Origin of the sequence: Nesterenkonia sp. YGD6 (assembly GCF_022565895.1) — a bacterium.
GTDB lineage: Bacteria > Actinomycetota > Actinomycetes > Actinomycetales > Micrococcaceae > Nesterenkonia.
This window is the reverse complement of the sequence record NZ_JAJOYY010000003.1, coordinates 37,501-62,445: the sequence shown is the minus strand read 5'-3', so window position 1 is coordinate 62,445 and position 24,945 is coordinate 37,501. Positions and strand designations below refer to the sequence as shown.

The window sequence follows — 24,945 nt, the reverse complement described above, 5'->3', positions numbered from 1 at the left end:
TCCTCCATGACCGTCACATCTGTCCGTCGCAGCTCCACCCTCGCCCCCGATGCCACCGAGTTCTCCGCCCGGCACATCGGACCTACCTCCGCGACTGCGGCCACCATGCTGGGTGCCCTCGGCTATGACTCACTGGCCGACCTCGTCGACGCCGCGGTGCCCGAGGCGATCCGCCAGCCCGGACCGCTGAACCTTCCCGAGGCCCTCACCGAGGCCGAGACGCTGCAGGCGCTGCGCGGCTACGCCGAGAAGAACCAGCCGCACACCCAGATGATCGGGCAGGGCTTCTACGACACCCACACCCCGCAGGTGATCCTGCGCAACGTGCTGCAGAACCCCGCCTGGTACACCGCCTACACGCCTTATCAGCCGGAGATCTCCCAGGGCCGGCTTGAGGCGCTGCTGAACTTCCAGACCATGGTCGCTGACCTGACCGGCCTCGACATCGCCAACGCGTCGCTGCTGGACGAGGCCTCCGCCGTGGCCGAGGCCATCCTGCTGATGCGCCGCGGCAACAAGAAGCGCGCCACCGCGAAGATCGTGCTCGACGCCGACATCTTCCCGCAGACCCGCGCCGTGGTCGCCGGCCGGGCCGACGCGCTGGGCATCGAGATCGAGACCGTCGACATCGCCGCCGAGGGGCTGCCCGCCGGTGAGATCTGCGGACTGGTGCTGCAGCAGCCGGCCAACTCCGGCGCCGTGGTCGACCACCGCAAGGTCATCGCTGAAGCCAAGGAGCGCGGGGCGATGGTCACCATCGCTGCGGATCTGCTTGCGCTGACCCTGATCACCTCACCCGGCGAGCAGGGCGCCGACATCGCCGTGGGCAGCTCCCAGCGCTTCGGGGTCCCGCTGTTCTTCGGCGGACCCCACGCGGCCTTCATGGCCGTGAAGTCCGGGCTGCAGCGCCAGCTCCCCGGCCGGCTCGTCGGAGTCTCCAAGGACGCCGAGGGCCGCCCCGCCTATCGGCTCGCCCTGCAGACCCGCGAGCAGCACATCCGCCGCGAGAAGGCCACCTCAAACATCTGCACCGCCCAGGCGCTGCTGGCCGTGGCGGCCTCGATGTACGCCGTCTACCACGGCCCCGAAGGCCTCACCCGGATCGCCGAGCGGGTGCACGGATCCGCCCGCACCCTGGCCGCCGTGCTGCGCGAGGCAGGCCATGAGCTGATCGCCGAATCCTTCTTCGACACCATCCAGGTCCGACTGGCCTCCCACGAAGCCGCCGAGGACGTCATCGCCGCCGCCGAGGCCGCAGGGGTCAACCTGCGCCGCGTCAACCAGGACGTCGTCGGGATCTCCACCGATGAGACGACGACGACGGCGCAGCTCGCCGCCGTCGCCCAGGCCTTCGGCGTCAAGGATGTCGCAGCGCTCCCCGAGCAGCTCGGGTCCTCCAGGCAGGAGCAGGACTACGCCTTTCCGGCGCAGCTGACCCGCACCTCGGAGTTCATGACCCACCCGATCTTCCACGAGATCCGCTCCGAGACGCAGATGATGCGCTACCTGCGCCGGCTCTCCGACCGCGACCTCGCCCTTGACCGGACCATGATCCCGCTGGGCTCGTGCACCATGAAGCTCAACGCCGCCACCGAGATGGAAGCCATCTCCTGGCCCGAGTTCGCGGGGATCCACCCCTATGCCCCGGCCCCGCAGACCACCGGCTGGCGCGAGATGATCGCAGACCTCGAGTCCCGGCTCGCCGAGGTCACCGGATACGCGGCGGTCTCGATCCAGCCCAACGCCGGCTCCCAGGGCGAATACGCCGGACTGCTGGCCATCCGGCAGTACCACCTCGCCCAGGGCGACTCCGCCCGGGACATCTGCCTGATCCCGGCCTCGGCCCACGGCACCAACGCCTCCTCGGCGGTGCTGGCCGGACTGCAGGTCGTCGTCGTCGCCACCGCAGAGGACGGCACCATCGACATGGCCGACATGGAGGCCAAGATCGCCGCGCACCCGGACCGGATCGCCGCGATCATGCTCACCTACCCCTCAACCCACGGGGTCTACGAGACCGAGGTGCGCGAGGTCTGCGCGAAGATCCATGCCACCGGCGGACAGGTCTACATCGACGGCGCGAACCTCAACGCCCTGGTCGGCCTCGCCCAGCCCGGCGAGTTCGGCGGCGACGTCTCCCACTTGAATCTGCACAAGACCTTCTGCATCCCGCACGGCGGCGGCGGACCCGGCGTCGGCCCGGTGGCCGTGGCCGAACACCTCCAGCCCTTCCTGCCCAGCACCTCCGTCGGTGCCTCCTGGGCCACCGGGGAGCATGAGGGAGAAGGCCGCGACGGCGCCCCGGTCACCGCCACCCCCTTCGGCTCCGCCGGGGTGCTGCCGATCTCCTGGGCCTACCTGGCGATGATGGGCTCCGAGGGACTGACCAGCGCCACCGCCCATGCGCTGCTGAGCGCGAACTACATCGCCGCGAAGCTGAAGGAGCACTTCCCGATCCTCTACACCGGGGAGCACGGGCTGATCGCCCATGAATGCATCCTGGACCTGCGCGAGCTCACCAAGGCCTCAGGAATCACCGCCGAGGATGTCTGCAAGCGCCTCATCGACTACGGCTTCCACGCGCCCACCCTGGCCTTCCCGGTGAACGGGACGCTGATGGTGGAGCCCACCGAGTCTGAGGACCTGGCCGAGATCGACCGGTTCATCGCCGCGATGATCGGAGTGCGCGCCGAGATCCAGGACATCGTCGAGCAGAAGATCAGCGCGGCGGAGTCCCCGCTGCGCCTGGCACCGCACCCGGCCGCCGTCGTCGCCGGTGACGCGTGGGACCGGGCCTATCCGCGCGAGCAGGCGGCCTTCCCGGTCAAGAACCTGCTTCAGGACAAATACTTCCCTCCGGTGAGCCGGATCGACGGCGCCCACGGCGACCGCAACCTGATCTGTTCCTGCCCCCCGCCGGAGGCCTTCGAACTCGAGGAGAGCACCGCATGAGAGAGACCGCGCTTACTGCCGCCCACGCCGAGCTGGGTGCCAGCTTCACCGACTTCGGCGGCTGGAAGATGCCGCTGAAGTACACCTCCGAGTTGGAGGAGCACCATGCGGTGCGCACCACCGCCGGGCTCTTCGACCTCTCCCACATGGGAGAGATCCGGATCATCGGGCCCGACGCCGCCACCTTCCTGAACACCGCGCTGGTGGGCAACCTCGCGGCGGTGAAGATCGGCAAGGCGAAGTACTCGCTGATCTGCCGCGAGGACGGAGGGATCCTCGATGACCTGATCGCCTACCGGATCGATGAGAACGAGTTCCTGCTGGTCCCCAACGCGTCGAACCGTGAAGTGGTCGCGGCGGCGCTCACCGAGCGTGCTGCGGCTGGCACAGGTGCTGGGGGGACAGGCTTCGACGTCGAGGTCTGGGACGAATCGGAAGGCATCAGCCTGATCGCGGTCCAGGGACCTGCCGCGCAGAAGATCATCAGCTCCGTGGTGCGCGCCAATGAGACCTTCCTGGTCGACGAGCTCAGCTACTACGCGTTCACCACCGTGAGCATCGGCGGCGACGAGATCCTGCTCGCCCGCACCGGCTACACCGGGGAGGACGGGTTCGAGCTGTTCCTGCCCAATGAGAAAGCCCACGCCCTGTGGCTGGCGCTGTTGGAGGCCGGGTCCGACGACGGCCTGGTCCCCTGCGGGTTGGCCTGCCGAGACTCGCTGCGCCTCGAGGCCGGCATGCCGCTCTACGGCAACGAGCTCTCCACCGAACGGGTCAGCTTCGAAGCCGGACTGCCGGTGGTCTCCTTCACGAAGGCGGAGAACTTCACCGGACGCGCCGCCCTCGAGGCTGCCAAGGCGGCGGGTCGCGGAAAGACCTCGGGTCAGCGGCTCGTCGGGCTCAAGGGCCTCGGCAAGCGCGCCGGCCGCGGCGGCTACCCGGTGCTCGCCGTCGAGGGGGACAACCCCGGTGAGACCGTGGGGGCGGTGACCTCCGGGCTGCCCAGCCCGACCCTGGGCCATCCGATCGCGATGGCCTATGTCGACATCGCCCACACCGAACCGGGCACGCGGCTCGACGTCGATCTGCGTGGAAAGCCGCAGCCCTTCGAAGTGGTCCCGCTGCCCTTCTACCGCCGCGCACGCTGACCGGGACAGGATTCGAGACACTCCATGACCATCAGCATCTTTGATCTGCTCCGGGTCGGCATCGGTCCCTCCTCCTCGCACACGGTGGGGCCGATGCGCGCCGCCCGGCGCTTCGTGACCGAGCAGCTGGGAAGTCCCGAGTCGCTGGCCCGGACCGAGTCGGTGCAGGTGGATCTCTACGGCTCGCTCTCGGCCACCGGACGCGGCCACGGCACCTTCACTGCGGTGCTGCTGGGCTTGGAGGGGTGGGACCCGGAGACCATCCTGCCGGACCAGGTCGACTCCCGACTGGCTGCCATGGAGGTCTCCGGCACGGTGCAGCTGGCCGCCCAGTGCGAAGACGACGGTGCTCCGAGCGATCCGGACGGCGCCCACGGGGACGCCCACAGCGCCGGCAAGGAGATCCCGCTGCGGGTGGAGGACTTCATCCAGCGCCCGCTCACCGTCATGGACCGGCATACCAACGCGATGACGCTCACCGCGCTCGACGCCGCCGGAGAGCAGGTGGCCAAGGAGATCTATTACTCCATCGGGGGAGGGTTCGTGCTCTCAGAATCCGATGCGGTGGCCTCCGACGCGTCGCTGGGACAGGCGCTGGCCACCCCGGACGCCGAGGTGCCCTACCCCTTCATCACGGCCGCGCAGCTCATGGAGCACTGCGCCCGCTCAGGCCTGCCGGTCTCCCGGGTGATGCTGGCCAATGAGCGCGCCCTGCACCGCGCCCGCCACGGCGGCACCGAGGAGGAAGCCGAAGCCGAGATCACCGGTAAGGTGCTGCACCTCTGGCAGGTCATGGAGGACTGCAAGAACAGCGCCCTGGAGCGCGAGGGGCACCTGCCCGGGGGGCTGAAGGTCCGGCGTCGTGCCCCTGACTGGCACGCACGGATGTGGAAGGACGATCCAGGCCGCACCCACGCCTATTGGCAGGAGTGGGTGAACCTGGTCGCGCTGGCGGTCAACGAGGAGAACGCCTCCGGGGGACGGGTGGTCACCGCGCCCACCAACGGTGCTGCCGGAATCATCCCTGCCGTGGGCTTCTACGCCACCCATTACGGGCCCGGCGCCAGCTACGCGGGGGAGGAGGACCGTGAGGACATCGCCGTGCGGTTCCTGCTCACCGCCGCCGCCGTCGGGGTGCTCTACAAGGAGCAGGCCTCGATCTCCGGCGCCGAGGTCGGTTGCCAGGGGGAGGTCGGCTCGGCCTCCTCGATGGCGGCCGCCGGGCTCTGCGAGGTCCTGGGCGGCACTGCCAAACAGGTGGAGAACGCCGCCGAGATCGCGATGGAGCACAACCTCGGGCTCACCTGCGATCCGATCGGCGGACTGGTGCAGGTGCCGTGCATCGAGCGCAACGCCATGGCCGCGACCAAGGCCGTCAACGCCGCGCGGATGGCGCTGATGGGCGACGGCGAGCACCGGGTCTCGCTGGACGAGGTCATCGTGACGATGCGCGAGACCGGCAAGGACATGTCCTCGAAGTACAAGGAGACCGCCCTGGGCGGACTCGCGGTCAACGTCGTCGAGTGTTGAGCGCTGGACGTCGAATGCTCAGTGCCGAGCGCCGTATCGTGGGCTCCGAGCGCGTGTCCTAGGCGAAGGCTGAGTACCCGGTCAGGTCGCGCCCGATGATCAGGCTCTGCACGGATTCGGTGCCCTCATAGGTGTGGATCGCCTCGATATCTGCCATGTGGCGCGGCACCTTGTTCTTCAGCAGGATCCCGTTGCCGCCGAGCATGTCGCGGGCGACCTGGGCGATCGCCCGAGCCTTCCGGGTGTTGTGATACTTCGCCAGGGAGGCCTGCGGGCCGGTGAGCGTGCCGGCCATATCCCGCTCGGTGACCGCCCGGACGTGCAGCTGCATGGAGGTGAGCTCCGAGACCATCCAGGTCAGCCGCTCCTGCACCAGCTGGAAGCTCGCCAGCGGACGGCTGAACTGCTCACGCTGCTTTGAATAGCTCAGCGCCGCCTCCACCAGCGCAGAGGCATGCCCGACGGCGGACCAGGCCACTCCCAGCCGGGTCGCGAAGAGCACCTTGGAGGCGTCCTTGAAGGTCTTTGAACCCGGCAGTACGGCGTGGGCGGGGACCTCGACGTCCTCGTACTGGATCAGCGCCTGGTGGATCGCGCGCAGCGAGGCCTTGCCCTGGATGACCTCGGCCCGATAGCCGCGGGTGTCCTGGTCGATCAGGAAGCAGCGGACGTTGCCGTCGTGGATGCCGCCGGCGACTCGGGCCCAGGTGAACGTCAGGCCGCCCGAGGCGCCGTTGCCGATCCACTTCTTGGCGCCGTTGATGACGTAGTAGCCGGAGTCCTCGTCGCCGACCAGCCGGGCGGTGGTCTCCAGCGAGACCGAGTCCGAGCCGTGCGTGGGCTCGGTGAGGGCGAAGGAGCCCAGCGTCTCGGCCGTGGCCAGTTTGGTGAGATGCTCAGCCTTCTGGTCTGCCGAACCGAAGTACGCCAGGGTGCGCAGCGCGAGCCCGCCCTGCACCGCCAGGGCCGTGCCCAGGGAGCCATCGGCCCGGGAGGTCTCCATGTTCACCAGGCCCGCGGCCATCGGGGAGAGCGTCTCCATGGAGGCTTCGGAGACGTCGACGCCGTCGGTCAGCAGACCCAGGCCGCCAGCCTTGCGGACCAGGTCAACCGGGTACTCAGCGTGTTCCCAGTGCTGCGCCATCCGCGTCTCCAGTCCGGTGGAGAACTCGCGGGCGCGAGTCCACCACTGCCGGTCTGCCGCAGGGAGGTCGTCGAAGACGCCGTAGTAGTCGAGGTCCTGCGCGGTGGAGACGTCGTAGATCGGATCAACGGAAGCATCGGGAGCATGATGTGTCATGGCACACATGTTACTTGATAGTCACAAGGTGGGGGAGCTTTGGTTTCACCTGCAAACTGTGGACAAAAGTCCACTAGTCAGAAGACGGGCGCTCCCCAATACTTATAAGTGGACGTGCATCAGTGGTGCACGATTCAGGGGAGATGACATCGGCCTTGAGGTGTTCCGAGTTACGGTGCAAGGGTTCGGAGCAGGACCTCGGCAGATGTTAATGCTCGGGCGGTGGGAACGGCACCGCCCGAGCCTCTCTGTGTCCGGGGTCTTTTCAGCGGAGGCGCAGCTCAATGTCGGACACCTGCACGCTCCAGATTCCTTCAGCGGGTGAGCCTGCCTCGATGGTGCCCCCATAGGTGGCCGCTCGATCTTCCATGCTGATCAGTCCCGTTCCTGAAGTCGCGTGCTTGGGGGCCGGTGCCTGATTCGCGTCGGTCCGGTTCGTCACGGTCAGGTCCACGGTGGCCTCCTTGACCTCGAGCTCGATGGTGCAGTCATTGATGGCGTGACCGCGCGCGCCATGTTTGACCACGTTCGTCGTGCACTCCTGCAGGATTCGATACAGGCAGGCCTCCACGGACTGGGGGATGGAGCTGAGGTCCCCATGCACCGAGGTGTCCACCGTGAATCCGAGGTCCTTCAGGCGCTCCGTGAAGCGCTGCAGGCCCGACTCCAGATCCAGCTCAGGCGCATCTCCAGGTCCGGAACCGATGATGTTCTCGCGCTGCAGCACCAACAGCACTCTGCGCAGGTCGTGGAGCGCGGCGCTGGCCGATTGGGAGATCTGGGACAGCGCCGCCGCGCGCGATTCCGGTGTCCCGGTGGCCGCAGCGACTTGCGTCTGCATCGAGATGACGGTGAGGTCGTGGGCGAGGATGTCGTGGAGGTCCCGTGCGATCGAGCGGCGTTCCCCTGAGAGCGCCTCCTGGTGTGCGGCCCGCAGCTGAACGAGCTCACGCTCGGCGGACAGGCGCGACGCGAGGTGTCTCCGAGTAGCTCGCCCGGCCAAGTAGGACAAGACCATCAGCGCGCCGGTCGTCAGGGTGAATCCGACCGCGAGTACGCGAACACTCTCCGAGAGACCCACACTGATGGCGATGCCCAGAGTCATCACCAGGTATAGGCGCCGAACCCATTGCGAGCAGTACAGCGCCGAGAGGCCGCTGAACAACGCGACCAGCAAGAGGGTTTCGAACGGGGAGTTCGTTACCACCCCGATCGCGGCGCCAACCAGGGCTGCGAGCGCACCTGCTGCTGGATGCAGCCAGAACAGGGAGACGGCGAGGATCCAGATCAAGTACCCGAACTGGAGCCTCGCGCTGAGGTACTCGGGGTCGAAGATCAGAGCCAGTGCAATGTCTGCGGAGATTCCGCCGATGGTGGCGAGGGTGAGGATGCTCAGAACTCGGCGGCTTGGTGCTACATCACTCGAAAAAGTCACTCTCAAGGATACGTCCTGACGCCCGGGGCTGGGGAGGGATTAGCAAGATGAAGATCTTGGGAACGCTGCGCAGATGAATGAACGAAGAAAACCTTCAGCTTCAACGCCTGAAATATCAAAAAAACCAAGAACAGTGGTAATAATTAAAGCAGAAATGGCGGCGATTCGGTATGCGAACAAGGCAAGTGACATTTTTTGTTCCTTTCGGGGGTATACCTTCGAAGTTTTAGCGAGTAAGCTTAGATTATGGTGTGCCTAGATTCAGGTATAGTGGACTAAAGTAGCTAATTTACGCAATTCCGCTTGGATCCGGTACCTGTCCCGTCCGGAAAGGACCCCATGAGCGATGTCGGCGAGCGGGTCGGATAAAATAGGACACCGCGCCAGGTGTCACAGGCCGAGAAAGAACAGGTTCAGCCATGCTCCGTCTCGTCGTTGCAGACGACCACCCGATCATGCGCGCGGCTCTGCGCGCCTATGTCGACTCCGCTCCCGATATGGTCTGTGTCGGGGAAGCGCAGAACGGGCTGGAGGTCATCGAGCGCGTACGTGAAGAGAAGCCCGATGTCGTGATCATGGATCTCAAGATGCCGGTGATGGGCGGGGTCGAGGCTACCGCTGCGGTCATGGCGATCGCCCCGGAGACTTCGGTGCTGGCGGTCACCACATTCAGCTCGGAAGGGCATGCGCTGCAGGCCCTGAACGCCGGCGCCAAGGGCTACATCGTCAAGGACGCCACGGCCGAGCAGGTCTTGGAGGCTATTCGCCAGGTTCACGGCAGCTCGGTGCCGATCTCGCCTGACGTGGCGCGCAAGCTTGAGTTCAATGAGGTCAATGAGGCGGAGGAGTTCTCCCTGGCGCTCGCAGGATCGGACTACCTGCCGCGGACACCACCACGAGAGACAGAAGTCCTGAGTCTCTTGGCGCGGGGATTCAGCAATCGAGAGATCGCGACGCGGATGGTCCTGACCGAGGGTGCGGTCAAGGCACACCTTGGTCGGCTCTGCGTCCGGTTCGGCGTGAGGGACCGCGTCCAGCTGCTCATCCGCGCCACGCAGCTGGGCCTCATCGAGCCGCAGCTAGAAGATGGTCGAGAAGAGTAGACCGCTGGCTGAGCGAAGCTCCGTCCGCCCCCTTCAGCCGCGCAGGCCGCCCTGCCACAGTGCATCGAACGGGGTATTCCCGGCGACCCGCTGACGAATGCCTGCAGTGACGAACTCCTTGGCCCGGCGCGCGGCGTCTCGGGCGGAGCTGCCCTTGGCCAGTTCGGCGGTGACCGCGGCCGCTAAGGAGCAGCCTGCGCCGGAGACCGCGTGCTCACCGATCTTGGGCGCGCTGAGCACCTCGATGCCGTCTGCGTCGACGAAGACGTCCACCGCCTCGGGTCCGGCGAGTCGGACTCCGCCCTTGGCGAGCACGGCAGCGCCGGAGAGTCGATGGATCTCCGCCGCGGCGGCCTGCAGGTCCTCCAGGGTCTCGACCTTCATCCCGGAGAGCTGTTCGGTCTCGAAGTGGTTGGGGGTGACGAAGGTGGCGAGTGGGAGCAGCTCGGCCTTCAGCGCCTCGTCGGTGTCCTGCGCGTGACCGGGCTCCTGGCCCTTGCAGATCAGCACCGGATCCAGCACCAGGTGCTTCGGCCTTCGCGCGGTGATCGCGGCGGCCACGGTGGAGATCGTGGCGGGGGAGCCCATCATCCCGAGCTTGACGGTGTCGAGCACCTCGGGCCCGTAGTTGCCGAAGATCGCTTCGATCTGGTCCTCGATCACCTGGGACTCGACCGGGACGAAGCGATGGTTCCACTCATCACCCGGATTGAAAGACACGATGCAGGTCAGCGCCACCATGCCGAACGTACCGAGCTCCTGGAAGGTCTTCAGATCCGCCTGCGCCCCGGCGCCGCCGGTGGCTTCCGAACCCGCGATGCTCAGCGTCATCGCGGGAGCTGCAGTGGTCTCAGGCATGATCAGCGTCCTTCGGCTCGGGGGTCGCAGCGGGGTCGGGCTCTTCGGCAGGGTTCTCCACGCGGGCCAGCGGCTGCGCCATCCAGCGACCGATCCCGAGCAGGATGCCAGCGGGGAAGCCGATCAGCGGGATGAGCATCGGGATCAGTCCTCCGGCCCCGACCACGAGCACGACAGGACCATAGAGGAGCCCCACGAGGACGTAGCCGAGGATGTGCACGGTGGGGCGCACCTGGTGTCGGTAGAGCCAGCTCACCAGCAGGGTCCCGGGAATCCCGACGACGACGGCCGCCGCGGCGATCAGCGGAATCAGCGGGGCGAGGAAGCCGTCTTCGTTCAGGCCGGGGATGAGGCCCAGTGCGAGCAGCAGGCCGCCCATGACCGCTGTGGGGACAAGCCAGGAGACGATCCACCCTGCGGCTCCGAGCCGCAGCACCGGACGCGCTGCGGTGTCCTGCTTGCGGGGTGGCCTTCTGCGGCGGACGGGCTTCTCTGGGGCGGGAGTGGTCATTGGCCTGATTCTACCGGCCGGAGCTGGTGTGGCTCAGCCGGTGTGACCCAGATGGGCCAGGGCCTGGCGGATCAGCTTCTCGCGGCCGCCGAGGAACTCCGCCTGCACATCGGGGCTGAGCACCTGATCCGGTGTCATCCAGCTCAGCTCCAGGGCGTCCTGGCGCGGGGAGCATTCCCCGGAGACGGGCACGATGTAGGCCATCGAAACCGCATGCTGCCGGTCATCGACCAGCCCGGTCTCAGAGGGGTAGGGAAAGTATTCGGCCACGGCGAACGGCACCGGCGAAGCGGGGATCTGTGGCATCACCATCGATCCCAGGTCCTTCTCGATGTTGCGCAGCAGAGCCGCCCTGATGGTCTCGCGGTAGATCACGCGTCCGGAGACCACGGTGCGGTAGAAATGCCCCTCGGCGTCTGCGGTGTAGAGAAGACCCAGCTCAGTGATGCAGCCGAGGGGATCCAGTCGAACTGGGATCGCTTCGACGTAGACCATGGGGAGCCGTCGTCGTGCCTCGTAGAGGTCATCCTCGTTCAACCATCCGGGGTTCGGATCTGGGGTTCGAATGCTCATGGTCCCATCATGCACCACAACGGAGCCCGAGGCCGGTCAGGGCTCAGTGCCGGGTCATTCCTCGTTGGCGATGTCCACCACGAGCCGGGTCGGCTCCTCGAGCAGCTGCATCTGGAACGGCCGTTCCTGGTCCAGGCCGATCAGGTACTGGGAGTGGGCTTCAAATGGTCCTTGGATGAAGATCTCCTCGAAGGCTCCGCCGCGATCGCGTTCGTAGTACTCCTGGGCGGGAAGCTCGTCTTCTGGCTCGTCCTCCGGAGCCCAGGAGGGTCCGTTGACATTGATCTCAAGAATGTGTTCGCCGGCTACCTCGATGGGTTCGCCGCGGCCCAGTTCGGCCGCGGCATCTGTGTACTCTCCGCGCCAGCTGGGGGTGCCGTCCCCGGAGTACTCGAAGACCACACGGTCGTATCCCTCATGGACACCGGAGCGGATCTCCACCAGATGATTGGGCTCCTCGCCGCGGGTGAACTCCCCGGGGAAGCCGTCAGACTCCTGGGCGTCGGTGCTGAAGTCCGCTGAGGCGGCGTCGTCGCCCTGGTCCTGATCCTCGTCTTCGGGTGCCGCGGAGGTTTCGGACTCGTCAGGCTGCTCAGACTCTCCAGGATCTTCAGACTCGGACGCCGGGTCCGGCTCTTCCGAGTCCTGCGCGCCCTCGGTGTCCTCAGTGGGCTGCTCGGAGGCGGCGTCCTCGGCGGGGGCGGGGTCCTGACCCTCCTCCGGGGAGCCGCAGGAGGCGAGCAGCAACAGCATGGCTGCTCCGAGTGCGGTGATCTGGCTTCTGTGCGGGTGCCTCATCGTGCCTCCTGTGCGGTGGTCCAACCGGGGCTGGTTCAGATGATGTCTTCGAGCGGACGCCCCATGGCGGCGCGACGCTCCGCGTGGTTGATCTTGTGCCGGCGGGATTCGGTCGCGAGGATGACCACGAAGGCTCCCATCGCGGCGGAGATGGCGACCCACACGGAGGTGACGTCTGAGAGCAGCCGGGGGAAGATCAGCCAGAACATGCCCCAGCCCATGCCGAGGGCGACCGCGATCCTGCCGCGTTCGGTCATCGCGTAGTAGGCGGCGGCCCAGATGCAGATGCCCAGGCCGAGCAGCGCCCAGAGCACCGCAGGGATGCCGGGGACGCGCCATCCCATGGCGGTCAGCCAGATGGAGAGCGAAGACATCGCTGCGACCATCGCCCAGCCGGTGAAGAGACCGGTGGTGGTATCGGAGAATCGACGTTCCAGACCGGTGCGGGCGGTGCGGAAGGTGAACTGTCTGATCGCGTCGATCAGTGCCAATGCCGCAGCGAGGGAAGCCAGCGCCGCGAGGGTGAGCATTCCGTGGTGGATGCTGGCCGTCCAGATGAGCATGAACAGCGACGCCGAGCCGACCTGCCAGCCAGAGCGGCGCTGCCGTGGGGTGGAGATCTGGGTGGTGGTCCACTGGTGGACCGCGTGGGCCAGCAGGCCCAGCACGATGATGGGCCAGAGCCAGTAGAAGTTCGCGTTCGGGGAGAGCAGCGCCTGTCCGCCGGAGTACCAGCCGCCGGCGAGCTCATCGAGCCCATTGCCGCCCAGGATGGCGGGGGAGCCGGGGAAGATGCCGAACATCCAGATCAGCGAGACCAGGGCTGCCAGGGCGCCCAGGGTGACAAAGATCTGTCGGTAGAGGTCGCTGCGCACCGGCGCGGGGTCGGGGTCCCTGGAGGGCATGTTGTAGGGCGGGATGTAGGTGAAGAGGTCTTCTTCGTCATCGGCGGACTCGATGTAGTCCCGGTCGGTGGGCCGGTGGTTCATCGCGGTGGCCGCCTCGATGGCTGCGGCCTTCTCCAGGATGACGTCGCGCTGCCGCTGCTCATCCAGGGCGCGGCGAGGCCGGGGCAGGCTCAGCGGGGACGACTCCGGCCCCCGGGCGGCGCTGCCAAGGGCAGAGCCGGAGTGGTCCACGCCGTTGGAGGGTGCTGCCGCGGGGCGTGTGACAGGCGGGCTCTGCGCGGCGCCCGCCGTGGACTGGCCCGATGCGGGTCGGCCGTTCTTCCTGCCGTTCCTGCTGCGCTGCTCGTCAGGACCGGGCTGATCCTGCGGGGCGGACCGGCGGAAGGCGGCGCCGACGCGGCGGGCGGCGCCCAGGAACTTCTCGTCAAGGTCGTCGAAGAAGCTGCTGAGGTCGGTCTCAGGAGCGCTGGCCTTCGACGGCGCGGGCCGCGCCGGCGTGGGGCGGCTCCAGCGCACCGAGGGTGCGGAAGGTGCAGGGGTCGGCGACTGGGCAGCGGCCGGTGTTGAATCTCCGGCCGGTGTGGAGTCTTCGGCGGGCGTGGTGTCTGAGCCGGACACAGAGCCTGCGGCAGGCGAAGAGTCTCCAGCAGACACGGAGCTCTCGGCGGGCGCTGAAGCGTCAGCAGGGGCCGCTGACGCGGTGGCGGGATCCTGCTTCCGGGCAGGATCTGCGCGCTCGGCCGAGGTGTCCTCGGCGGAGCTGTCCTCGGTGGACGCAGGCGAGATCTCGGTGTCCGCGCCGGATTTCTCGGCGACGGTGAGCGTCTCGGCGGACTCGTCCTGGGACTTCTCGGTCAAGCCCGGGTTCCCCCCTCTAGGTCATGGCTGGCATATGCAGTAGCTGTCGGAGCGTGGTGCCCGGACATCGTCGCTGGTCAAGCGGCTGCCGACTCTCTTCTGGACCCCCGACGCGAACGCTGTCGGGTGATCAGCACGGTGATCCCCAACCCCACCAGGGTACCCACAACGATCGCGGCCGCCGTGCTAGCCCAGGGTGGGAGCCCTGTAGTTGTTCCCGTAATGTAACCTAACCCGACCAGCCACAGGCTCCACGTGAGTGAGCCCAGCAGGCACAGCGCCACGATGGAGCGGCCGCCGAGACGCATGATCCCGGCCGTTGCCATCGAGGCGGAGCGGCCCCCCGGAATCCCGCGGATGAGGAGCAGGCCCGCCCAGGTGGAGGCGCCGCCGGCGCGCAGCGAGATGCGCAGCATCTTCCGGTGCAGCCGACGTCCCCACCTCCAGCGGTAGAGCAGCCGGATGAGCTTGTAGCGGAAGAGCAGGTAGACCCCGATGTCGCCGATGAGGCAGCCGATGAAGGTCACGGCGAGCACCAGCAGCAGCGGGAAGATCTCCTCGGCGGCCATCGTGCCTGAGGCGATCACCATGACCTCGGAGGGAAACGGCGGCACGATCGCGGTGAACGCCACCGCCACTGCCATGAACAGGAAGTAGTAGAGCCCCCACTCCTGATAGAGCGCCGGATCGCCGAGGTCACTGATGCCGAAGGCGATCGCGGGATTGGTCACTGCGGGGTCTCCTGAAGGGTTCGAGACGAGATGAAGCTGCGTGGCACCCCGGTCATCGGGTCGGTGAAGGTGAGTGTCTTGGCCAGCAGCTGGAGCGGCTTGTCGAACTCATCAGGGGCGTCATCGAGAAGTTCGGGATAGAAACGATCATTCAGAATACCGAGACCGAGAAGTGCCATGTGAATGCGCAGCTGGTGAGTCTTTCCGGTGTGTGGATTGAGCCGGAAGTGGCCGACGTCGTGCCCTGAGCGGCTGCGTCCGGTGGAGAGCAGCTCGATCTGGGAGGAGGAGTTCGCACCGGGGATGGCCTCGGTTCGACGCTTGCCCTGCCGGGCTGTGCGGTCATGCGGGCGCTTGCCGGAGTGTTCCGGGGCGTATGAGGCCAGTTGGGAGACCACCACGCCCTTGGTCTTCTCGATCTTGTTGCGCACGGTGAGCGGGAACCGCGAGGCCATGGTCTCGGGGCTCATCCCCGCCGGGGTGGCGCTGACGCATTCGTATGACTTCTCCACCACGCGGTTCTCGAAGAGCAGCTGATACGCCCCCCGGGTGTCGGGCTGTTTGGAGAACAGCACGACGCCGGCCGTGCCCCGGTCCAGCCGATGGATCGGCACCAGGTCCGGGAGGTTGAGCGTGTTCCGCAGCCGAACCAGCAGTGATTCCTGGACATAGCGGCCTGCCGGGGTGGTGGGCAGGAAGTGTGGCTTGTCCACCACCACCAGGTGTTCATCCTCATGGATGAGCTCCTCGGTCACCGGCAGCGGGATCTCCTGGCTGACCGAGCGGTAGTACCAGAGGAACTCGAGGTCGCCCAGCGGGGTGGACGTGCTCAGCGGCGCCCCGTGGACGTCGACGACGTCGCCGTCATCGAAGCGCCGGGTGATCCCGCCATGGTCGATGTGTCCGAAGGTCTCCAGCACGTAGTCATGGACGGTGTGCCAGGGCCCGTTCAGCGGGACCCGCAGGCGCGTGGCATTGACGCCGTTGCGCACGGGGAGAGGAGACTTCTGCGTCACAGGTCAGTTTCTGGGCAGGTCAGCGAGCCGGGGCGGCTCAGCCCCAGACCGGCGCCTCGGCGCGGGCGGTGGGCTCGGGCTGCCCCAGGGGCTGGTTGACCTGCCAGGACATGCCGAAGCGGTCCTTGATCCAGGCGAAGTTCGTGGCGAAGTCGTAGTCGTCGGGCTCCATGAGGAACTCTCCGCCCGGGGCCAGGCTGTCCACGATCTGATGGAACTCCGCCGCGGAGTCCACGACCACGGCCACGGAGATCGAGGGGGTGAAGCTGAACTGATGCTTCATCAGGCTGTCCTGGATCATCAGCACCTGCCCGCCGATCCTCAGCTGCGCGGTGGCGACCAGCGGGACTGGAACGGTGATGACCTCTTCGTGATCAGAGGCGTCCTGGGCATGCTTGACCGTGATCAGCGTCGTGTCGGTCGACTCAGCCTCGGTCTGCTCAGTCTCGGTGGACTCAGGCTGGGTCGGCTCGGTCTCCTTCACGGCGTCCGAACCTTTCCCGCCGTCGGAGTCCTCTGGGACTTCGGTGTCGGCAGGGTCCACGGGCTCAGCGGAGGGCCGCGGGGTGGGGTCATAGATCTCGGTGCCCGCGGGGTGGTGCACGATCTCCAGCAGCTCAGCGTCAGGGAAGACGTCGAGGTAGTGGTCGATCGCTTCTTGGGCCTGACCCTGGAACATCAGAAACGGAATGCAAAGAGTCATGACTTCACCCTAGCCGGAAATCCTGTGTTCTCTATGACTGCGCGCTGCGCGGGTGAGGCGTCATGGCAGTGATCCGGTGCGGTGATCATGGCGCGAATCTCAGCCCGGAGGGCGAGGAGTTGAAGCCGGCGTCGCGCAGCAGCTGTCCCAGCGGGTGGGTCAGGATCCGGTCTCCGTTGACCCGTTCCACCGCGATCCGTCCGGTCTTGGCCGCGCGCAGGGCCGGCACCAGCGCCCGGGAGATCAGGTCCATGGTGGATTCGTCCTCGGTGAAGAGCAGCAGGGTGCGGCCTCCGCGCTCCATGTAGAGCACCAGCCGCCCGCGGTAGAGCACCACGACGGCGCCGGCCTTGCGTCCAGGTCGGTGCGTGGAGCTCTCCAGCTCCGGCCAGTCCAGGGCCGCCCCGTAGGGATTCGCCGGGTCGGTGGCGGCGAGCACCACCGCAGCATCCTGCTTCTTCCCGCCGCCCGATGTGCTCGAGCCGGAGGCTCCCGCCCTGGGCGTCCCGGTGCCTGATTCGGCGCCGGCCTGTTCGGCGGCGTCTTCGAGGCGTTCGGAGATCCAGCGCAGCTGATCGATGGTCGCCGAGGAGGTGAACTGGGCGGCGCCGAGCTGTTCGATGAAGTATCCGCGCCGGATCTGCCCGGAGTCCTCGGCCGCGGAGAGCACCTTGTAGACCGCCGCGAAGCCGCCCTTTGCGGAGGCGCCCAGACCTGACTGCTGCTCGGACATCACCGAGCCGCGGGTGACCACCCCGTAGCGGTCCAGCAGGATCTCGGCGCGGGTGTGCGCGGCGACGGTGGCATCCACCGAACCGTTCGGGACGAGCTGCCAGCGGCCGCCCGCGCCGCCGCCGGTGGGTCCGGAGGCGGCGTTCCCGGCGATCCGGGTGCGGTGTGATTCGGTGGCCCGGCGCAGCGCCATCCGCCGTGAGGTGTGCCTCGGTCGCGCCGGTGTGGGCTGCTTCTTGTGCGCGGTGGTCCCGGTGGACATGAATCTGCGCAGCGCGGCGAAGCTGTCGGGGGCGACCCGTCCCGCCCAGAACAGCTCCCAGAGCGCGTTCTTGGTGCTCTCCCGGGAGCCTGTGAGGTCGGGGTCGAGCTGGTCGTGCAGCGCCTCGATGAACCAGGCGCCGCCGCGGGCCAGGATCTCGAGGATCGACTCCTGCAGCGCGGTGGGGGTGAAGTCTTCTCCGTTGCTGCCCAGCCCGGTGCTGCCCGGCTGGTTCAGCAGCGTCTCGGCGTCCTCCCGCGGGTAGAAGGCCAGCCAGCCGTCATGCCCGCTCAGCGCCCCCTTGCCCACGGCGAGGAACTCCCCGGCGGAGAGCAGCTCGTCGAGCATCCCCGGCCGGTAGTCGGGGATCCGCGCCGGGAGGATATAGGACTCCCAGGCGCTGGCCGGCGCGGCTGCACCGGAGAGCTGGGCCAGCGATTCCGCCACGGCGGAGACCCCCGAGGAGGAGGAGCCTTTCCCGCGGGCCGCGGTGATGCCCTGCCATTCGAGCAGGAACTGGGCGTAGGCGGGGGTGGGCACCGGCTCCACCTGGGCGCGCAGGGCGGCCAGGGAGCGGCGTCGGATCCTGCGCAGCATCTCGGCATCGCAGTACTCCACCGTGCCGGGCCGGGCATCGGCGGGGATCACCCGGTCGGGTCGGAACAGTCCCTCCACCACCCGGTGCTCGCGCACCAGCCGGGTCAGCGTGTCCACGACGACGGCGCGGCTGAGTCCCAGCTCGGCCGCCGCCTCCTCCACCAGGAAGGGTCCGTGGGTGCGGGCATAGCGCCCGACGAGATCGCCGAGCGGATCCTCGACCGGGTCCAGGAAGGCGTAGGGGATGCCGACCGGGATGGGTGTGCCCAGACCGTCGCGCAGCCGTGAGGCGTCCTCGATCGCGGCGTAGCGCTCCTCAACCTGATCCTGCTCGCCGTCGGCGCCGGACTCTGGAGAGGTGCCGGTGCGCCACATCACCCGGAAGGCGCGCTGATTCGAGACCAGGGCCTCGGCATGGTGCTTCGCGGGCTCACCGTCTTCGAGCCGGGCGGCGAGCTGCTCTTCGGTCAGCGGGCCGAGCAGGCGCAGCAGGTCTGCGACGCCCTCTTCGCCGCGCAGGTGCCGGGAGGGGAGCAGCCGCTGGGCGTAGGCCTCGGAGTCGGCGATGATCGCGGCGTCGAGGAACTCACGCAGCTCCACCCGGCCCAGCAGCTCACCCAGCAGGGCCGGGTCCACCGAGAGCGCGGCGGCCCGGCGTTCGGCCAGCGGGGAGTCTCCCTCGTAGAGGAACTGCGCGATGTAGCCGAAGAGGATGGACTGGGCGAAGGGGGAGGGCTTCGAGGTGGTCGTCTCCACGATCTTGAGCCTGCGCTGGGTGATGCTGCGCAGCAGCTCCAGCAGGGCCGGCATGTCGTAGACGTCCTGCAGGACCTCCCGCATGGCCTCCATGATCACCGGGAAGTCAGGGTAGCCCGAGGCGACCTCCAGCAGCTGGGAGGATCGTTGGCGCTGCTGCCACAGCGGAGTGCGCTGTCCGGGGTTCTGCTTGGGCAGCAGCAGGGCCCGGGCGGCTGCCTCGCGGAACCGGCCGGCGAACAGCGCAGAGGAGCTGACCTGGCCGGTGACCAGATCCTCAAGCTCGTCGGGGTCGAAGGCGAAGAGCTCCGCGCCGGGCGGGTCTTCATCCATCATCGGGACGCGCAGCACGATCCCGTCGTCGCTGGCCATGGCCGAGCCGTCGAGGCCGAACCGGTCGTGCAGGCGTTCACCGACCGCCAGCGCCCAGGGGGCGTGGACCTGCAGTCCGTAGGGCGAGAGCAGCACGATCCGCCAGTCACCGAGCTCGTCCTTGGTCTGTTCCACCACCAGGGTGGTGTCGCTGGGGAGCACCCCGGCGGCCTCCTGCTGTTCGGTGAAGTAGCGCAGCAGGTTCTGCTGCGCCCAGGTGTCCATGCCCAGCGCGGTGAGCCGCTCGGCGGTGGGCTCTGCGGCGCCGGCGTGGACCTCCCGGGTGAACCGGCCCAGCGCGCGGCCGAGCTCGGCGGGACGGCCGAAGCCGTCGCCGCGCCAGAAGGGCAGCGAGGCGGGCTGCCCGAAGGCCGGGACGACGAGCACCCGGTCGAAGGTGATCTCCTGGATCCGCCAGCTGGTGGCGCCCAGCGCGAAGACGTCGCCGACCCGGGACTCGTAGACCATCTCTTCATCGAGCTCACCGACCCGGCGGCCGCCGGAGCGGGCCGATCCGGAGTCTTCTCCGCCGGCGAGGTAGACCCCGAAGAGCCCGCGGTCGGGAATGGTGCCGCCGGAGGTGACCGCGATCCGCTGTGCGCCGGGGCGCCCGCTGATCGTGCCCGCGTCGCGGTCCCAGATCACTCGGGGGCGCAGCTCGGCGAACCGGTCGGAGGGGTATTTGCCGGCGAGCAGGTCCAGGGTGGCCTCATAGGCCGAGCGCGGCAGCGTGGCGAAGGGGGCGCTGCGGCGCAGCGTCTCGAACCAGGACTCCACATCCAGCGGGTCCATCGCGGCGGCGGCCACCGTCTGCTGGGCAAGGATATCCAGCGGGTTGCGCGGGATGTGCAGGGCCTCGATCTGCCCGGCGAGCATCCGCTCGACGATCACGGCGGTGCTCACCAGGTCCCCGCGGTGCTTGGGGAAGAACCAGCCGACCGAGACCTCACCCACCTGGTGCCCGGCCCGGCCGATGCGCTGGAGCCCGGCGGAGACCGCGAAGGGGGCCTCCACCTGGATGACCAGGTCCACGGCGCCCATGTCGATGCCGAGCTCGAGGGAGGAGGTGGCGACCACACAGCGCAGCTGGCCTGATTTCAGCGCCTCTTCGGTGAGCTTGCGCTGTTCCTTCGAGACCGAGCCGTGGTGTGAACGGGCCAGCGGTGCGGGCTCGCCCGCGTCCCCGTCATCCCCGGGGGCGGATGCGGCGGCGTCGTCGGTGTTCCGAGCGGTGGGGGGCTGGCGTTCGGACCAGATCTCGTTGATCCGCCCGGTGAGCTTCTCCGCGAGCCGACGAGAGTTCACGAACACGATGGTGGAGCGGTTCTCGGTGACCAGATCCACGACCCGGTGCTCCACGTGCGGCCAGATGCTGGGCTGCAGCGGCTGGTCGCTGAGCAGCGCGTCGTCGGGCGGGAAGTCGATTGCAGGAGTGCGCGCAGGGATGCCGGCCGCGGCGTCGGGGTTTCCGCTGCCGTTCGAGGCGGCGGGGAACGGGGTCGCGCTCTCGGGCGGGGCGGTGCTGGGGGAGGCCAGGTCCTCCACCGGGACCGAGACGGTGATGTCCCATTTCTTCTCCGACTTCGGTGCGACGATCTCCACCGTCGCCGAGCCGCCCAGGAAGCGGGCCACCTCCTCGCGGGGTTCCACCGTGGCGGAGAGCCCGATCCGCTGGGCCGGGGCTGCCAGCAGGTTGTTCAGCCGCTCCAGCGAGACCGCCAGATGGGCGCCGCGCTTGGTGCCGGCCAGGGCGTGGACCTCATCGATGATCACGGTCTTGATCCCGGTCAGCGTGCTCCGGGCCTGGGAGGTGAGCATCAGGTAGAGCGATTCCGGGGTGGTGATCAGGATCTGCGGGGGCTTCCGAACCAGGTCCCGACGCTCCTTGGGCGTGGAGTCGCCGGTGCGCACCCCGACGGTGATCTCCGGCGGCTCGTCCGCGGCGCCCTCGGCGGCGAGGCGGCGGGCGGTGTGCGCGATCCCGACCAGCGGGCTGCGCAGGTTGCGTTCGATGTCCACGCCGAGCGCCTTCAGAGGCGAGATGTAGAGCACCGAGGTGCCCGCGGTGGGTGCGGCGAAGAGTTGGTCGATCGACCAGAGGAAGGCCGAGAGCGTCTTGCCCGAGCCGGTGGGCGCGACCACAAGCGCGTTCTTGCCCTGCGCCACGGCAGCCCAGGCGCCAGCCTGCGCGGCGGTGGGTGCACCGAAGGATGCTTGGAACCAGCGCCGGGTCGGCTCGGTGAAAGGTTCCAGGGCGGTCATGGTCTTACTCTAGAGGCCGCCACGGACATCCATAGACGCATCTCACCCCTCATGAATCGGGCGGGATGAGGTGGAATGCGCGCTCGCCGGAGTCGTCATTCTGACGCGAAACGCCGACGATCCGTCAGACGCCGCGGTTGATGGAGTGGGCGTTCGAAACCCGGACCTTCCGCGAGATGGGCTTACATGGCAAGACCGAAGGGTCCCGCGGTGTCGATGAGGCGTTCGCGAGCCGGTGGGGGCGAAGCATCGGTGTGGAGATCATGGGACGACACAAGTTCGGCCCGCAGCGCGGCCCATGGGCGGATGAGGAATGGAAGGGCTGGTGGGGCGATGACCCGGTCTTCCACACCCCCGTGGTGGTGGTGACCCACCACCCGCGGCCGATGCTCGAGATGGCAGGCGGCACGACCTTCCATTTCTTGGATACCGACCGGGTCTCCGCACTGGATCACGCGCGCGATCTCGCCGGAGGCCTTGACGTGCGGATCGGCGGCGGGGTGGCCACGCTGCGGCAGTTCCTCGAGGCGGATCTGATCGACTACATGCACCTGGTCGTCACCCGCCGCACCGGGTGATCTTCATCGCCACGGCCAGCGGCTCAGCGGGCGAAGCGCAGGATGTCCTCGCGGCGCAGCGGGCGGTTGAACAGCGGCCCGTCGGGCTCCATGATCCGTCCCGCGGCCAGCGCGCCGAGGGAGACCGGATCGAAACCGATGCGGTCCAGCAGTCCCATGACCAGTCCGCGGGCGGCGTCGTCATCTCCGGCGACGGCGAGCGCTCGGCGCTGGGACAGCTCGGCGGCGGGCCGGGCGGCGTCGTCGATATCGGCGTGGGCGATGTGGTTCAGCGCCTTGATCACCCGCGCGGAGCCGAACCGTCCGGCCAGTGCCATGGAGGTGGGCAGCTGTTCATCCACCGCGGCCTGCAGCCAGCACGGGAGCAGCTCGTCCTGCCAGGTGTTGGTCGCGTCGATCAGCACGGTGCCGACCACCCAGTCCGGGTCCACCTCATCGAGCTCCTCCTGCGGGACCGCGAGGATGACGATCCCGCTGGAATCCCGGGCACGCGCGGCGATGTCCGCACCTACCACCGGGACTGCACCGGGGGCGTAGATCTTGAGGTGATGCTGCAGCGCTCGGGGCGGGCGGGTGGAGGCGATGTCCACAGCGACCCCGGCGCGCAGCAGGGCCCGGGCGAAGGCGGTGCCGGCTCGGCCGGCCCCGAGGATGCCGACAACGGGTCGGGTGGTCTCCGAGGCTGCCGCCGCCGCGGGTTCGGGGGAAGGCTCCGCGGCGGGTGCAGACCGCTCAGACATGGTGATACGCCCGCCCTCCGGAGATCTCCTGGGCGCGGTAGACCTGCTCGGCGAGCAGCATCCGGACCAGCTGGTGCGGGAAGACGAGCTTGGAGAGCGACCAGACGAAGTCGGCGCGGTGCTGCAGCTCATCGGTGACACCATAGGCCCCGCCGATGATCACCACGACGTGCTGCCCATTGTCGAAGCTGGCCTGGAGATGCTCGGCCAGGCCCGTCGAGCTGATGTTCTTGCCACGCTCATCGAGCAGGATGACGTGATCCTTGGTCTTCAGCGCGGCGAGGATCCGTTCGGACTCCTCCTGGCGGGCTGCATCATGCTCGCGGGAGGAATGCGGAAGCAGCTTCCAGTCCAGGTCATACGGCTTGCGGAGCCGCCTGGTGTAGCGCTCGATCCCCTCCGCGGCCCACTTCTCATGCTTCTTGCCGATGGCCAGGGCAGTGATGCTCATGGGTCTGAGACTACCGGCAAGCCTAGGATGGAGCCCATGCCTGCTCAGTTTCACGCTGCCCCCGTGGCCCAGATGGATCCCGTCTCGCTCTACCTCATCCTGAAGCTGCGCACCGATGCCTTCGTGGTCGAGCAGCAGTGCCCGTACCCGGAGCTCGACGGTCGAGACCTGGAGCCCGGTGCGGTGATGTTCTGGGCGGTCAACGGCACCTCGGGCGAGGAGTCCGGAGACGACGCCGCGCCCACCGCCACGCTGCGGATCCTCCACGAGTCGGCGGGCTTCCGGATCGGGCGTGTGGTGGCGGCCCCTGACGCGCGCGGGACCGGGGTGGCCCGTGAGCTGATGAAGCGCGCGCTGGAGTTCTGCGCCGGGCCGTCAGCTGAATCGCAGGTCGTGCTCGACGCCCAGGCGCCGCTGCAGGGCTGGTATGAGGCCTTCGGCTTCGTCCGGTCCGGGGAGCAGTTCCTGGAAGACGGGATTCCCCACGTGCCGATGCGTCGAGGCTGACGCTCAGGTCTTGGAAGTTCCCAGGGTCTGACTTCCCTCAGGCTTCATGATGTTTCAGAAGCGGCGGCGGATGCGGCCTGCCGCGGTGGCGACCACGAAGATCGCAAGCCAAGAGACCAGATGCCAGCCGGGGCTCAGCTGGAGGTCAGACGGCGCGAGGTACATCCAGGCGATGAGCGGGATGCCCATGATCGCGACCGCACTCTGCCAGCTGGTCCAGAACTTGCCGCTGGAGGCCCACTCGACGGTGGATGGATCAGCGGTGAAGTGTTCCACGCGTTCATACTCGCTGGACCTGGAGCTTTTCGCCATGACAGCACGATAGCGCCTCAGCCGTTGGCCTCGCATCCATAACCGTCGCCATCGCCGTCCAGGCCATGCGGGTCGGCACCGATGACTCGGACCGGGAAGTCCAGATCGCCACAGTTGATGTCCGGCGGGTAGACCGGGATGCAGGGCGTGTAGTTGGGATCGCAGTTTCCGCCCTGCTGGCCGGACGGTGGAACCGGGGCGGGCTCGGGGGCGCAGGTCTGCAGCGGGGCGCCGTCGTCGGCCGCGATGTAACCCGGTTCCCGGGTGTGGAAGCCATAGCCGTCCCGGGAGTCATACCGGGCGACCGCGAGGCCCTCCTCGATCAGGGTCTTGCCCGCGTCGGTCCCTCCGACGTCCACGTAGCGCAGGATTCGGTCATAGCGATCGGTGTCCTCGCCATCGCGGGTCAGTGTGACGGTCCTGCCCAGCACCAGCTCGCTCATCCGGGTGGATGCGGTGTCGAAATGGCACTCGCCACGTTCAGGAGTGTCAATCCCGCTCACCCTGACAGTGTCCCCGGAGTCCAGCTCCACGGTGTCTCCGTCGATGATGCGCACGACGACGGCGGTGTGCTCGTTCGGATCAGCGGTGGGGGTGGGCGTCGGAGTGGGCGTCGGGGTGGGGGTGGGCGTCGGAGTCGGCGTCGGACTTGGGGTCGGAGTCGGAGATGTCGAGGGCGTCTCGGACTTGGAGGGCTCCTCCGAAGGCTCGTCGGTCTCCTCAGGTTCCGCAGGGTCCTCAGACTCCTCGACGACGAGCTCCTGCTCCTCCGTCGCGGCGGCGCGTTCTTCAACCTCGTTGGGGTTCACCATGAATGCGACGAGGCCGATGATCATCAGCAGAACGAACAGCGCGATGAATCCGCCACAGCCGATGGTCGCAATGCGGAGGATGATCGGCCAGCGCTGGAACTTCTGCCAGGCCGTGAGCTTCTCTGCACCCACGCCAGGAG

At 67.9% G+C, this 24,945-nt stretch carries 21 protein-coding genes; 6 read left to right on the top strand and 15 right to left on the bottom strand.

Annotation, left to right across the window (positions count from 1 at the left end; genetic code table 11):
* The first annotated feature begins 6 nt into the window (after positions 1-6).
* From gcvP to LTI14_RS05515, 3 genes are read left to right on the top strand one after another with little or no spacing between them, the layout of a single operon-like run.
* Positions 7-2,952, top strand: coding sequence for an aminomethyl-transferring glycine dehydrogenase (gene gcvP / locus LTI14_RS05525; RefSeq protein ID WP_241465285.1), 2,946 nt, complete (start codon positions 7-9; stop codon positions 2,950-2,952).
* Complete coding sequence (gene gcvT, locus LTI14_RS05520; RefSeq protein WP_241476008.1) at positions 2,949-4,100, top strand: glycine cleavage system aminomethyltransferase GcvT; 1,152 nt, start codon at positions 2,949-2,951, stop codon at positions 4,098-4,100. The genes gcvP and gcvT overlap by 4 nt, the downstream gene beginning before the upstream one ends.
* A gap of 24 nt (positions 4,101-4,124) precedes the next feature.
* On the top strand, positions 4,125-5,630 hold the full coding sequence (locus tag LTI14_RS05515; RefSeq protein ID WP_241476007.1) for an L-serine ammonia-lyase: 1,506 nt from the start codon (positions 4,125-4,127) through the stop codon (positions 5,628-5,630).
* A 58-nt stretch (positions 5,631-5,688) separates the two neighbouring features.
* Here the strand turns inward: LTI14_RS05515 and LTI14_RS05510 are convergent, their stop codons facing one another.
* Entirely contained in the window at positions 5,689-6,930 is a 1,242-nt protein-coding gene (locus tag LTI14_RS05510) for an acyl-CoA dehydrogenase family protein (protein WP_241465282.1), read from the bottom strand.
* Positions 6,931-7,195: 265 nt separating this feature from the next.
* Positions 7,196-8,365 (bottom strand): sensor histidine kinase, encoded by a 1,170-nt coding sequence (locus LTI14_RS13235; protein WP_241476006.1) that lies wholly within the window; start codon positions 8,363-8,365, stop codon positions 7,196-7,198.
* A 419-nt stretch (positions 8,366-8,784) separates the two neighbouring features.
* Between LTI14_RS13235 and LTI14_RS05500 the strand changes: the two genes are divergently transcribed.
* On the top strand, positions 8,785-9,468 hold the full coding sequence (locus tag LTI14_RS05500) for a response regulator transcription factor (RefSeq protein WP_241476005.1): 684 nt from the start codon (positions 8,785-8,787) through the stop codon (positions 9,466-9,468).
* Positions 9,469-9,501: 33 nt separating this feature from the next.
* Here LTI14_RS05500 and thiD read toward each other — a convergent pair whose 3' ends face one another.
* From thiD to LTI14_RS05455, 9 genes are all read right to left on the bottom strand, one after another.
* Positions 9,502-10,326, bottom strand: a complete 825-nt coding sequence (gene thiD / locus LTI14_RS05495) for a bifunctional hydroxymethylpyrimidine kinase/phosphomethylpyrimidine kinase (protein ID WP_241465279.1) — start codon at positions 10,324-10,326, stop codon at positions 9,502-9,504.
* Positions 10,319-10,837, bottom strand: a complete 519-nt coding sequence (locus LTI14_RS05490; protein ID WP_241476004.1) for a hypothetical protein — start codon at positions 10,835-10,837, stop codon at positions 10,319-10,321. The genes thiD and LTI14_RS05490 overlap by 8 nt, the downstream gene beginning before the upstream one ends.
* A gap of 33 nt (positions 10,838-10,870) precedes the next feature.
* Positions 10,871-11,410 (bottom strand): NUDIX hydrolase family protein, encoded by a 540-nt coding sequence (locus LTI14_RS05485; protein ID WP_036473357.1) that lies wholly within the window; start codon positions 11,408-11,410, stop codon positions 10,871-10,873.
* 54 nt (positions 11,411-11,464) lie between these two features.
* The gene (locus LTI14_RS05480) at positions 11,465-12,208 is read right to left on the bottom strand and encodes an AMIN-like domain-containing (lipo)protein (protein ID WP_241476003.1); all 744 of its coding nucleotides are present in this window, start codon (positions 12,206-12,208) and stop codon (positions 11,465-11,467) included.
* 35 nt (positions 12,209-12,243) lie between these two features.
* A complete protein-coding gene (locus LTI14_RS05475) occupies positions 12,244-13,974 on the bottom strand; it encodes a hypothetical protein (RefSeq protein WP_241476002.1) in 1,731 nt (576 codons plus the stop codon).
* Between the two features lie 77 nt (positions 13,975-14,051).
* Positions 14,052-14,705 (bottom strand): DedA family protein, encoded by a 654-nt coding sequence (locus LTI14_RS05470; protein ID WP_241465275.1) that lies wholly within the window; start codon positions 14,703-14,705, stop codon positions 14,052-14,054.
* On the bottom strand, positions 14,702-15,721 hold the full coding sequence (locus LTI14_RS05465; protein WP_241465274.1) for a pseudouridine synthase: 1,020 nt from the start codon (positions 15,719-15,721) through the stop codon (positions 14,702-14,704). The genes LTI14_RS05470 and LTI14_RS05465 overlap by 4 nt, the downstream gene beginning before the upstream one ends.
* A 37-nt stretch (positions 15,722-15,758) precedes the next feature.
* The gene (locus tag LTI14_RS05460) at positions 15,759-16,424 is read right to left on the bottom strand and encodes a VOC family protein (protein WP_241476001.1); all 666 of its coding nucleotides are present in this window, start codon (positions 16,422-16,424) and stop codon (positions 15,759-15,761) included.
* Between the two features lie 85 nt (positions 16,425-16,509).
* Entirely contained in the window at positions 16,510-21,405 is a 4,896-nt protein-coding gene (locus tag LTI14_RS05455) for a DNA glycosylase AlkZ-like family protein (protein ID WP_241476000.1), read from the bottom strand.
* A gap of 140 nt (positions 21,406-21,545) precedes the next feature.
* On the opposite strand from LTI14_RS05455, the gene LTI14_RS05450 reads away from it, so the two are divergent.
* Complete coding sequence (locus tag LTI14_RS05450) at positions 21,546-21,983, top strand: dihydrofolate reductase family protein (protein WP_241465271.1); 438 nt, start codon at positions 21,546-21,548, stop codon at positions 21,981-21,983.
* A 23-nt stretch (positions 21,984-22,006) separates the two neighbouring features.
* Here LTI14_RS05450 and LTI14_RS05445 read toward each other — a convergent pair whose 3' ends face one another.
* The gene (locus tag LTI14_RS05445) at positions 22,007-22,723 is read right to left on the bottom strand and encodes an NADPH-dependent F420 reductase (RefSeq protein WP_241465270.1); all 717 of its coding nucleotides are present in this window, start codon (positions 22,721-22,723) and stop codon (positions 22,007-22,009) included.
* Positions 22,716-23,174 carry a 23S rRNA (pseudouridine(1915)-N(3))-methyltransferase RlmH gene (locus LTI14_RS05440; protein ID WP_241465269.1) on the bottom strand — a complete coding sequence of 153 codons (459 nt, stop codon included), beginning with the start codon at positions 23,172-23,174 and terminating at the stop codon, positions 22,716-22,718. Before LTI14_RS05440 ends, LTI14_RS05445 begins: the two co-directional genes overlap by 8 nt.
* A 36-nt stretch (positions 23,175-23,210) precedes the next feature.
* On the opposite strand from LTI14_RS05440, the gene LTI14_RS05435 reads away from it, so the two are divergent.
* The gene (locus LTI14_RS05435; RefSeq protein WP_241475999.1) at positions 23,211-23,681 is read left to right on the top strand and encodes a GNAT family N-acetyltransferase; all 471 of its coding nucleotides are present in this window, start codon (positions 23,211-23,213) and stop codon (positions 23,679-23,681) included.
* 54 nt (positions 23,682-23,735) lie between these two features.
* Here the strand turns inward: LTI14_RS05435 and LTI14_RS05430 are convergent, their stop codons facing one another.
* Positions 23,736-23,993: a hypothetical protein gene (locus LTI14_RS05430; RefSeq protein WP_241475998.1), complete on the bottom strand. Its 258-nt coding sequence runs from the start codon at positions 23,991-23,993 to the stop codon at positions 23,736-23,738.
* Positions 23,994-24,010: 17 nt separating this feature from the next.
* Positions 24,011-24,937 carry a thermonuclease family protein gene (locus tag LTI14_RS05425; protein ID WP_241475997.1) on the bottom strand — a complete coding sequence of 309 codons (927 nt, stop codon included), beginning with the start codon at positions 24,935-24,937 and terminating at the stop codon, positions 24,011-24,013.
* Between the last annotated feature and the right edge of the window lie 8 nt (positions 24,938-24,945).

What these genes read in the sequence shown, in the direction of transcription:
- gcvP (WP_241465285.1), top strand. Translation starts at nt 7, where the DNA reads ATGACCGTCACATCTGTCCGTCGCAGCTCCACCCTCGCCCCCGATGCC.
- gcvT (WP_241476008.1), top strand. Translation starts at nt 2,949, where the DNA reads ATGAGAGAGACCGCGCTTACTGCCGCCCACGCCGAGCTGGGTGCCAGC.
- LTI14_RS05515 (WP_241476007.1), top strand. Translation starts at nt 4,125, where the DNA reads ATGACCATCAGCATCTTTGATCTGCTCCGGGTCGGCATCGGTCCCTCC.
- LTI14_RS05510 (WP_241465282.1), bottom strand. Translation starts at nt 6,930, where the DNA reads ATGACACATCATGCTCCCGATGCTTCCGTTGATCCGATCTACGACGTC.
- LTI14_RS05500 (WP_241476005.1), top strand. Translation starts at nt 8,785, where the DNA reads ATGCTCCGTCTCGTCGTTGCAGACGACCACCCGATCATGCGCGCGGCT.
- thiD (WP_241465279.1), bottom strand. Translation starts at nt 10,326, where the DNA reads ATGCCTGAGACCACTGCAGCTCCCGCGATGACGCTGAGCATCGCGGGT.
- LTI14_RS05490 (WP_241476004.1), bottom strand. Translation starts at nt 10,837, where the DNA reads ATGACCACTCCCGCCCCAGAGAAGCCCGTCCGCCGCAGAAGGCCACCC.
- LTI14_RS05485 (WP_036473357.1), bottom strand. Translation starts at nt 11,410, where the DNA reads ATGAGCATTCGAACCCCAGATCCGAACCCCGGATGGTTGAACGAGGAT.
- LTI14_RS05480 (WP_241476003.1), bottom strand. Translation starts at nt 12,208, where the DNA reads ATGAGGCACCCGCACAGAAGCCAGATCACCGCACTCGGAGCAGCCATG.
- LTI14_RS05460 (WP_241476001.1), bottom strand. Translation starts at nt 16,424, where the DNA reads ATGACTCTTTGCATTCCGTTTCTGATGTTCCAGGGTCAGGCCCAAGAA.
- LTI14_RS05455 (WP_241476000.1), bottom strand. Translation starts at nt 21,405, where the DNA reads ATGACCGCCCTGGAACCTTTCACCGAGCCGACCCGGCGCTGGTTCCAA.
- LTI14_RS05450 (WP_241465271.1), top strand. Translation starts at nt 21,546, where the DNA reads ATGGAGTGGGCGTTCGAAACCCGGACCTTCCGCGAGATGGGCTTACAT.
- LTI14_RS05445 (WP_241465270.1), bottom strand. Translation starts at nt 22,723, where the DNA reads ATGTCTGAGCGGTCTGCACCCGCCGCGGAGCCTTCCCCCGAACCCGCG.
- LTI14_RS05440 (WP_241465269.1), bottom strand. Translation starts at nt 23,174, where the DNA reads ATGAGCATCACTGCCCTGGCCATCGGCAAGAAGCATGAGAAGTGGGCC.
- LTI14_RS05435 (WP_241475999.1), top strand. Translation starts at nt 23,211, where the DNA reads ATGCCTGCTCAGTTTCACGCTGCCCCCGTGGCCCAGATGGATCCCGTC.
- LTI14_RS05430 (WP_241475998.1), bottom strand. Translation starts at nt 23,993, where the DNA reads ATGGCGAAAAGCTCCAGGTCCAGCGAGTATGAACGCGTGGAACACTTC.